Source organism: Amycolatopsis mongoliensis (genome assembly GCF_030285665.1).
Taxonomy (GTDB): domain Bacteria; phylum Actinomycetota; class Actinomycetes; order Mycobacteriales; family Pseudonocardiaceae; genus Amycolatopsis; species Amycolatopsis mongoliensis.
In genome coordinates this window covers 10,629,061-10,638,179 of the sequence record NZ_CP127295.1, presented here as the reverse complement: position 1 = coordinate 10,638,179, position 9,119 = coordinate 10,629,061, and the positions used below count along the sequence as shown (strand labels likewise).

At 70.3% G+C, this 9,119-nt stretch carries 5 protein-coding genes; 3 read left to right on the top strand and 2 right to left on the bottom strand.

What is annotated here, in order from left to right; genetic code table 11:
- Window positions 1-14: 14 nt before the first annotated feature.
- Together QRX60_RS50635 and QRX60_RS50630 are read left to right on the top strand one after the other, a co-directional pair.
- Window positions 15-1,019 carry a sugar phosphate isomerase/epimerase family protein gene (locus tag QRX60_RS50635; RefSeq protein WP_285998589.1) on the top strand — a complete coding sequence of 335 codons (1,005 nt, stop codon included), beginning with the start codon at window positions 15-17 and terminating at the stop codon, window positions 1,017-1,019.
- 204 nt (window positions 1,020-1,223) lie between these two features.
- The gene (locus QRX60_RS50630; protein WP_332845813.1) at window positions 1,224-5,102 is read left to right on the top strand and encodes a carbohydrate-binding protein; all 3,879 of its coding nucleotides are present in this window, start codon (window positions 1,224-1,226) and stop codon (window positions 5,100-5,102) included.
- Between the two features lie 59 nt (window positions 5,103-5,161).
- On the opposite strand, the gene xylA is transcribed toward QRX60_RS50630, so the two are convergent.
- The gene (gene xylA / locus QRX60_RS50615) at window positions 5,162-6,310 is read right to left on the bottom strand and encodes a xylose isomerase (RefSeq protein ID WP_285998588.1); all 1,149 of its coding nucleotides are present in this window, start codon (window positions 6,308-6,310) and stop codon (window positions 5,162-5,164) included.
- Window positions 6,311-6,408: 98 nt separating this feature from the next.
- Here xylA and QRX60_RS50610 point away from each other — a divergent pair, with 98 nt between their 5' ends.
- Window positions 6,409-7,572, top strand: coding sequence for an ROK family transcriptional regulator (locus QRX60_RS50610; protein ID WP_285998587.1), 1,164 nt, complete (start codon window positions 6,409-6,411; stop codon window positions 7,570-7,572).
- On the opposite strand, the gene QRX60_RS50605 is transcribed toward QRX60_RS50610, so the two are convergent.
- Window positions 7,560-8,954 carry a discoidin domain-containing protein gene (locus QRX60_RS50605; protein WP_285998586.1) on the bottom strand — a complete coding sequence of 465 codons (1,395 nt, stop codon included), beginning with the start codon at window positions 8,952-8,954 and terminating at the stop codon, window positions 7,560-7,562. The two genes, QRX60_RS50610 and QRX60_RS50605, sit on opposite strands and share 13 nt — an antisense overlap.
- Window positions 8,955-9,119 lie beyond the last annotated feature (165 nt).

Sequence of the window (9,119 nt, the reverse complement as noted above, 5' to 3'; positions counted from 1 at the left end):
CCAGGAGGTCAGACATGGCACGACCGTTGACCCTGTTCACCGGGCAGTGGGCCGATCTGCCGTTCGAGGAGGTGTGCGAGCTGGCGAGCGGCTGGGGCTACGAAGGCCTCGAAATCGCCTGCTGGGGTGACCACTTCGAAGTGGATCGAGCGGTGGCGGAAGACGGCTATGTCCAGGCGAAGCTGGCGACACTGGCCAAGTACGACCTCAAGGTGTGGGCGATCTCGAACCACCTGCTCGGCCAGGCCGTCTGCGACCACCCGATCGACGAGCGGCACGAGGCCATCCTGCCGGCCCGGATCTGGGGCGACGGCGAGCCCGAGGGCGTCCGGCAGCGGGCGGCGGAGGAGATGAAGACCACCGCCCGCGCCGCGGCGAAGCTCGGAGTGTCCACTGTGGTCGGCTTCACCGGGTCGTCGATCTGGCACACGGTGGCGATGTTCCCGCCGGTGCCGCCGTCGATGATCGAACGCGGGTACGCCGACTTCGCCGCCCGCTGGAACCCGATCCTGGACGTGTTCGACGAGGTCGGCGTGCGCTTCGCCCACGAGGTGCACCCGAGCGAGATCGCCTACGACTACTGGAGCACGGTCCGGACGCTCGAGGCGATCGGCCACCGCGAGGCGTTCGGGCTGAACTTCGACCCGTCGCACTTCGTCTGGCAGGACCTCGACCCGGCCGGGTTCCTGTGGGACTTCAAGGACCGCATCTACCACGTCGACTGCAAGGAGGCCCGCAAGCAGCTCAACGGCCGCAACGGCCGGCTCGGCTCCCACCTGCCCTGGGCCGACCCGCGCCGCGGCTGGGACTTCGTGTCCACCGGCCACGGAGACGTCCCCTGGGAGGACGTCTTCCGGATGCTCAACGCCATCGGTTACGACGGCCCGATCTCCATCGAGTGGGAGGACGCGGGCATGGACCGGCTCATCGGCGCTCCCGAAGCGCTCGAGTTCGTCCGCAAGCTCAACTTCACCCCACCCACGGCGGCGTTCGACGCCGCCTTCTCCTCGAAACCGTAAGGGTGCCGCACCCTGCCGCCAGCGTCGTGAGTGGTTAGGGCGGTTCTAACCGCCCTAACCACTCACGACAAGCCGCGGCAGACCGCTCACGCACGCATCAACGCTTCTGTTCAGCGGGTGACCGCCAGCCCCGTCGGAAGGCGATCGAAACCGGCTTCGCGCCACACCGGGGCGAAGCACGCTCAAAATCAGGAAGGAACAGGCATGTCTCCGTCCCCACCGAAGTGGGCGAGGCTGTTCGGCACCGCGCTCCTGGGCGCCGGCCTCCTGCTCACCGTCGACGCTCCGGCCAGAGCGGACATCCCGCCCGCGGACTACCAGCAGGTCGCCCTCGCCACCGGCGCGGCCGAGCTCGGCGAGGCGATGTCGCTCGCCGTCCTGCCGGACCGTTCGGTCGTGCACACCTCCCGCGACGGCACCGTCCGCGTCACCACCGCGGCCGGCGCGACGTCCGTCGCGGCCAAGCTGAACGTCTACACCCACGACGAAGAAGGCCTCCAGGGTGTCGCCGCCGACCCCGGCTTCGCCACCAACCGCTACGTCTGGCTGTACTACTCACCGCGGCTGTCCACACCGGACGGTGACGCGCCGACCGACGGCACCGAAGCCGACTTCGCGCCGTTCAAGGGCGAGCTGCACCTGTCGCGGTTCGTCCTGAAGACCGACAACACCCTCGACCTGGCCAGCGAGAAGGTCGTCCTCAAGGTGGCCAACGACCGCGGCCAGTGCTGCCACGTCGGGGGTGACATCGACTTCGACGCCGCCGGCAACCTCTACCTCACCACCGGCGACGACACCAACCCGTTCTCCTCCGACAGCTACTCGCCGATCGACGAACGGACCACCCGCAACCCGCAGTTCGACGCGCAACGCTCGTCCGGCAACACGAACGACCTGCGCGGCAAGCTGCTGCGGATCCACCCGCAAGCCGACGGGACGTACACGGTCCCGTCGGGCAACCTCTTCGCGCCGGGGACCGCGAACACCCGGCCGGAGATCTACGCGATGGGCTTCCGCAACCCGTTCCGGATGAGTGTCGACAAACCGACCGGCGTCGTCTACCTCGGCGACTACGGCCCGGACGCCGGCGTCACCGATCCGAACCGTGGGCCGCAGGGTCAGGTCGAGTTCGACCGGATCACCGAGCCGGGCAACTTCGGCTGGCCGTACTGCACCGGCTCGAACACGACGACCGAGACGTACAACCACTTCACGTTCCCGAGCGGCCCGTCGGGCGCGAAGTACGACTGCGCCGGCGGCCCGACGAACTCCTCGTTCCGCAACACCGGGCTCGCCAAGCTGCCCGTGCCGAAGCCCGCGTGGATCAAGTACGCCGGCGACGAGGGCTCGCCGCCGGAGTTCGGCAGCGGCTCGGAGTCGCCGATGGGCGGTCCGGTCTACCGCTACGACGCCGCTTCGACGTCCACGGTCAAGTTCCCGCAGTCCCTGGACGGCAAGTACTTCGCCGGGGAGTACGGACGCAAGTGGATCAAGGCGGTGACCGTCAACGCCGACGGCAGCCGCGGCACCATCGAGGACTTCCCGTGGACCGGCACGCAGGTCATGGACATGGCGTTCGGTCCCGACGGCGCCCTGTACGTCCTCGACTACGGCACCGGCGACGACAACCAGGCGCTCCACCGCATCGAGTACCTCGCCGGCACGAACCGCAACCCGGTCGCGAAAGCCGCGGCCGACAAGACGTCCGGCCCGAACCCGCTGACCGTGACCTTCTCGTCCGCGGGCAGCAGCGATCCCGAAGGCGGGGCGCTGAGCTACCGCTGGGACTTCGGCGACGGTCAGACGTCGACGTCGGCGAACCCCGCGCACACCTACACCACCAACGGCACCTACTCGCCGACGCTCACGGTGTCCGATCCGGAGGGCCTGACCGGCACCGCGAGCCTGGTCGTCACGGTCGGGAACACCGCGCCGTCGATCTCCCTGGGGGTGCCGGCGGACGGGCAGCTGTTCTCCTTCGGGGACACCGTGCCGTTCCAGGTGACCGGCAGCGACCCGGAGGACGGGCCGCTCGACTGCTCGAAGGTCAAGGTCACCTACCTCCTCGGCCACGACAGCCACCAGCACCAGATCACCCAGCAGACCGGGTGCAGCGGCTCGATCGCCGTCCCGGTCGACGGCGAGCACGACGCCGCGGCGAACATCTTCGGCGTCTTCGACGCGCAGTACACCGACAATGGCGGGCTGACGTCGCACAGCGTCCACAAGCTCCAGCCGCGGCACCGCCAGGGTGAGCACTTCTCGGCCCAGTCCGGGATCCAGCTCGCCGACCACGGTTCCGCGGAGGGCGGCCGGACCGTCGGGTACACCGACGACGGAGACTGGATCTCGTTCACGCCGTACGCGCTGGGCAACGCGACGTCGATCAGCGCGCGTGTGTCGTCCGGCGGCCCCGGCGGGACGCTGGAGGTCCGGGCGGGTTCGCCGACCGGCACCCTGCTCGGGTCGGCGGCCGTCGCCAACACCGGGGACTGGGACACGTTCCAAACCGTGACGGCGAACCTGGCGAACCGGCCGTCCGGGACGACCACGCTGTACCTCGTGTTCAAGGGTGTCACCGGGCAGGGCAACCTGTTCGACGTCGACGCGTTCACCTTCACCACCGCCACCCAGGCGGGCGCGGTCGAAGGGGAGTCGTTCACGTCCGGTTCGGGGGTCCAGATCGCCCCGCACGCCTCGGCGAGCGGCGGGAACACCCTGGGCTACATCGAGAACGGCGACTGGGCCGGATACGCGTCGGTGAGCACGGCGGGCGCGCGGACGTTCACCGCACGGGTGTCGTCGGCCGGCGCCGGCGGCACGATCGAGATCCGGTCCGGGTCGGCCACCGGGACGCTGCTGGGCACGGTTTCGGTGCCTTCGACCGGGGATTGGGAGGTGTTCCAGACCGTCACGGCGTCGGTGTCGAGCGGGTCCGGGCCGCTGTTCCTGGTGTTCCGCGGCGGTTCCGGTTCCCTGTTCGACATCGACACCTTTAGCCTGAGCACCATGCCGACCCAGGTCGATCCCGCGTACGACGTGCTGGTGTTCTCCAAGACGGCCGGCTTCCGGCACGACTCGATCCCGGCCGGGATCCAGGCGATCCGGGAGCTGGGCGCGGCTCAGGGGTTCGGGGTGACGGCGACCGAAGACGCTTCGGTCTTCACGGCCACCGAACTGGCGAAGTACCGGGCGGTGATCTTCTTGTCGACCACCGGTGACGTCCTGGACGCCACGCAGCAGGCGGCGTTCGAGTCCTATGTGGAGGGTGGCGGCGGCTACCTCGGCATTCACGCCGCGGCGGACACCGAGTACGACTGGCCGTGGTACGGCACGCTCGTCGGCGCCTGGTTCAAGAGCCACCCGGCGATCCAGGCGGCCCGGTTCGTGACGGAGGACGGCACCCACCCGGCGACGGCGCACCTGCCGGCGGTCTGGACCCGGACGGACGAGCTGTACAACTACCGGACGAACCCGCGTGGCAACGTGCACGTGCTGCAGACGCTGGACGAGTCCAGCTACACCGGCGGCGAGATGGGTGCTGACCACCCGATCACGTGGTGTCACCCGCAGGGCGCGGGCCGCGCGTTCTACACCGGGCTCGGCCACACGATCGAGTCGTACGCAGACACCGCGTTCCGGACCGAACTGCTCGGCGGGATCCGGTACGCCGCCGGGGTCGTCCCGGCGGACTGCGGGTCCTCCCCGGCCACCACCGTGGAGGGTGAGTCGTTCACGTCGGGCTCGGGCGTGCAGATCGCGCCGCACGCTCCGGCGAGCGGCGGGAACACCCTGGGCTACATCGAGAACGGCGACTGGGCCGGGTACGCCTCGGTGAGCACGGCGGGCATCACGCGGTTCAGCGCGGTCGTGTCCTCCGCCGGCGCGGGCGGCACGATCGAGATCCGCGACGGCTCGGCGACCGGCACCCTGCTGGGCACGGTCACGGTGCCCGTCACGGGCGGCTGGGAGACGTTCCAGACGGTCTCGGCGACGGTGACGCCGGGCTCGGGCCCGCTCCACCTGGTCTTCCGGGGCGGCGCGGGTTCCCTGTTCGACGTCGACACCCTGACAGTGTCCTAGAAGTCCGTGAATGGCACATTGAGGGACTCTAAGTCCCTCAATGTGCCATTCACGGCTTTTCAGCGGACGCCGAGGAGGTGCTCCAGGGCCAGCTGGTTCAGGCGCGTGAAGTGGTAACCACGCGTCGCCGCCGCGTCGAGGTCGAACTCGTCGTTCAGGAGGTCGTCGAACGACTCGCCCGGGGCCAGCGTCGGCGTCGACAGCTCCGGGACCCGGGACGCCGCCAGCGCCTCCGTCACCTCCGGGTCCGCGCGGAACGCCGCCGACTTCTCCTTCAGGATCAGGTACGTCCGCATGTTCGCGGCCGCGGACACCCAGACATCCGCGGGGTCTTCCGTGCGCAGCGGCTTGTAGTCGAAGTGCCGCGGACCCTCGTACCCGCCGTTCTCCAGCAGGTCGACCAGGAAGAACGCGCTCTTCGTGTCACCGTGGCCGAAGATCAGGTCCTGGTCGTACTTCGGGCCGTGCTGGCCGTTGAGGTCGATGTGGAACAGCTTGCCCTGCCACAGCGCCTGCGAAATGCCGTGCACGAAGTTGAGCCCGGCCATCTGCTCGTGCCCGACCTCGGGGTTGAGCCCGAACAGCTCCGAGCGCTCCAGCTGCGAGATGAAGCCCAGCGCGTGCCCGATGGTCGGCAGCAGGATGTCGCCGCGCGGCTCGTTCGGCTTGGGTTCGAGGGCGAACCGCAGCGAGTAGCCCTTCTCGACGACGTAGTCGGCGAGCAGGTCGAGGCCCTCCTTGTAGCGGGCCAGCGCCGCCCGGACGTCCTTCGCGACGTCGGACTCGGCGCCTTCGCGCCCGCCCCAGACGACGTAGGTCTCCGCGCCCAGTTCGGCCGCGAGGTCGAGGTTGCGGCGCACCTTCCGCAGCGCGTACCGCCGGACGTCGCGGTCGTTGCTGGTCAGGCCGCCGTCCTTGAACACCGGGTGGGTGAACAGGTTCGTCGTCGCCATCGGGACCTTGAGCCCGGTCTCGGCGAGCGCCTTGCGGAACCGTTCGATCGCCTTGTCGCGGTCGGGCTCGGTGGCCAGGAGGTCGTCGTCGTGGAACGTCACGCCGTAGGCGCCCAGCTCCGCCAGCCGGTGCACGCTCTCCACCGGGTCCAACGGCGGGCGCGTCGCGACCCCGAACGGGTCGGCCGCGGGCCAGCCCACGGTCCAGAGGCCGAAGGTGAACTTGTCGGCCGGCTGGGGAGCGTAGTCGCTCATGACTGTCCCTTCATTTAGTTCACGTTGTAGACTAAATATGCGCCGCGGCGGTCCCGGGCGTCAAGAGGCCGGTTAGAGTGCTTCGCAGGAGGGACGCGATGACCCAGGCCGTGCGGCACGACTCGATGCGCGCCCGCAACCTCGAGGTCGTGCTGGGCGCGGTCAGCCGCGGCGGCCCGCTGACCCGTGCCGCGCTCGCCGAGGTCACCGGCCTGACCAAGTCCACGGTGAGCAAGCTCGTCGGCGACCTGGTGGACGCCGGGCTGCTCGCCGAGACCGGGCCCGCGCGGGCGGGCGAACGCGGCCGGCCGGGGGTGGCGGTCGTGCTCAGCGGGGCGCGCGTGGCGTCACTGGGGCTGGAGATCAACGTCGACTACCTCGCGGTGCGCGTGCTCGACCTCACCGGCGGGGTGCGGTTCGCCGCCCGCCGCGAGCGCGACAACCGCGGTTCACGGCCGAAGAAGGTCCTCTCCGAGCTGCAGGCACTGGCGACGGAGGCGCTGACCGAGACGCACCGGCTCGGGCTGGAGGTCGCGGGCGCGGTGCTGGCGGTGTCCGGCCCGGTCGGCGACGGCGTGCTGTTCAGCGCCCCCAACCTGGGCTGGCAGGACGTCCGCGCGGCCGACCTGCTGCGGCTGCCCATCCCCGTCGAGCTGGACAACGAGGCGAACCTCGCGGCGCTGGGCGAGCTCTGGTTCGGCGACGGCGAGCGCGACTTCTTCTACGTTTCGGGCGAAATCGGCATCGGCGCGGGCCTGGTCGTGAACGGCTCGCTGTTCTCCGGGGCTCGCGGACTGGCCGGCGAGCTGGGCCACGTCGTCGTGGCGCCGGAGGGGCCACCGTGCCGGTGCGGGGGCAGCGGGTGCCTGGAGACGTTCGCCGGGCAGGAGGCGGTGCTGGCCGCGGGGAACGCCCCGTCCGTGCCCGCGCTGCTGGCGGCCCTGGAGCGCGGCGACGAAACCGCCCTGCAGGCGTGCGCGGCGGCCGGCCGCGCCCTCGGCGTCGCGCTGACGTCGGCGGTGAACCTCCTGGACCTCGACCGCATCGTGCTGGGCGGAATCTTCACGCAGCTGTACCCGTGGCTGTCCGGTCCCGTGTCGGAGGTGCTGGCGGCACGGCTCGGCGGGCTCCGGGGCGCACCGCCGGTGCTGTCGGCGTCACGCCTCGGCGGCGACGCCGCGACGCTGGGCGCGGCGGGCCGGGTGGTGCACCGGGTGCTGGCCGACCCGGCGCCGTTCCTGGCGCGGGCTCAGGAGGCGTAGGCCTCCACTTCGGACAACTGGCCGGCGGGCCAGCCGGTGTTGCCGGTGAAGGTCAGCCGCACGAACTGTCCCGGCGTCGCCGGCAGCGTGATGGTCGCCGTGTTCCCGTGCGCCGGGTCGAAGACGTACCCCGCCGGGCTGCCGCCGTTCACCGCGATGGTCTGCGTCCGGGTGCCCCACGACGGTGGCAGCTTCAGCACCAGCCGCCCCACCGTGGCCGGGGCGCCCAGGTCCACCGTGAAGGTCTGCGGGAACGTGTTGTTCGTGCTTTCCCAATAGCTCGAAGCATTTCCGTCGACCGCGTTGCCCGGCGGATACCCACCCTGTGACCCGCTCGCGGATGCCGTCTTGTTCAGCGCCAGGTTCACCGAAGGCCCGGAGAGCTGCGAAGCCCAGTAGCGCGTCCGGTCCAGATAAGCGGTTTCCGACGCCGCACCGGAAGTCCCATACGCACCGGCGAAAGTCTCGTACGCCGGCGAAGGCGGTGACGAGCGGGCCGGTTCGATGACCGAGCCTTCGTGCCACTCGTTGAACGACGTCACCGAAACCCAGTCCGCGTTCGAGGACAGCGCGTTCTGCCATTCGCGGTCGTAGGTGGCGCCGTTGTCACGGGACAGCGTCGGCGTCGTGTTGCCGGGGACCGCTCGATCGTCGTTGTAGCCGGGGCCCACCGAAGGCGCCCACACCAGGCCGTTCGCCTCGCAGTACGCGCCCGCTTCGCGCCAGCCCGGTGCCGTCGCCCCGGCGATCGCGTCGTAGGTGTACATCCCGCCGAAGTGCGCGACCTTGCTCGTGTCGGTCGTCTGCGCCAGGACGATCGCCGACGAACGGACCTGGTCCAACGGCGACCAGTCCGCGATGCGCAGGCTTTCGAAGACGTAGAACGCCCCGCGGCCGCCCTCCCGGTAGAAGGCCGGGCTGGAGCCGTAGCGCCCGAGGAGGTACTCGATGTCCGCCACCGTCGACGACGCCGTCCGCCCGCTGTAGGGCTCCAGGTGCCAGGCGACCTCGATCCCGTGCCGCGCCGCGGCTTCCAGCACGCCGGCCGCCAGGCCGTCCTCATAGGACCCCTGACCCCACCAGCTGTAGACGAGCACCCCGGCACCGGACTGCTCGATCCAGCGCATGTGCTGCTCGACGGCCCCGCCGAAGTCGCCGGAGTCGTACGGGCCCAGCACCGGGTAGAAGTTCGCGCCGAGGTCGTCGGGGGGCGTGTGCCCGCCCTGCTGCCAGTGGCGGTAACCGCCGGAACCGGCGCCGTACCAAGGGTAGTAGAAGAGGTGGGTCCGGCCGGAGAGCGCCGCGGCGGCGTGCGCGGCCGGTGCGGTCAGGGTGGCCACCAGGAGGAAAAGGGCGGCGAAGATCGTCGTGAACCGTCGCATGGGAACCCCTCGTCGCGCCGTTGCGGGCTGGGAGTGGTCCAGACGATACGGACGAGAACCGAGCGAGGGCAATACTTCACCGGACATACGCAAACTTGCGTCGGAAACCCACCAGGAAAGCCTCCGGGTAAACGAAAACCGCCCCGGGCGAACCCGGGGCGGTTT

What these genes read in the sequence shown, in the direction of transcription:
- QRX60_RS50635 (WP_285998589.1), top strand. Translation starts at nt 15, where the DNA reads ATGGCACGACCGTTGACCCTGTTCACCGGGCAGTGGGCCGATCTGCCG.
- QRX60_RS50630 (WP_332845813.1), top strand. Translation starts at nt 1,224, where the DNA reads ATGTCTCCGTCCCCACCGAAGTGGGCGAGGCTGTTCGGCACCGCGCTC.
- xylA (WP_285998588.1), bottom strand. Translation starts at nt 6,310, where the DNA reads ATGAGCGACTACGCTCCCCAGCCGGCCGACAAGTTCACCTTCGGCCTC.
- QRX60_RS50610 (WP_285998587.1), top strand. Translation starts at nt 6,409, where the DNA reads ATGACCCAGGCCGTGCGGCACGACTCGATGCGCGCCCGCAACCTCGAG.
- QRX60_RS50605 (WP_285998586.1), bottom strand. Translation starts at nt 8,954, where the DNA reads ATGCGACGGTTCACGACGATCTTCGCCGCCCTTTTCCTCCTGGTGGCC.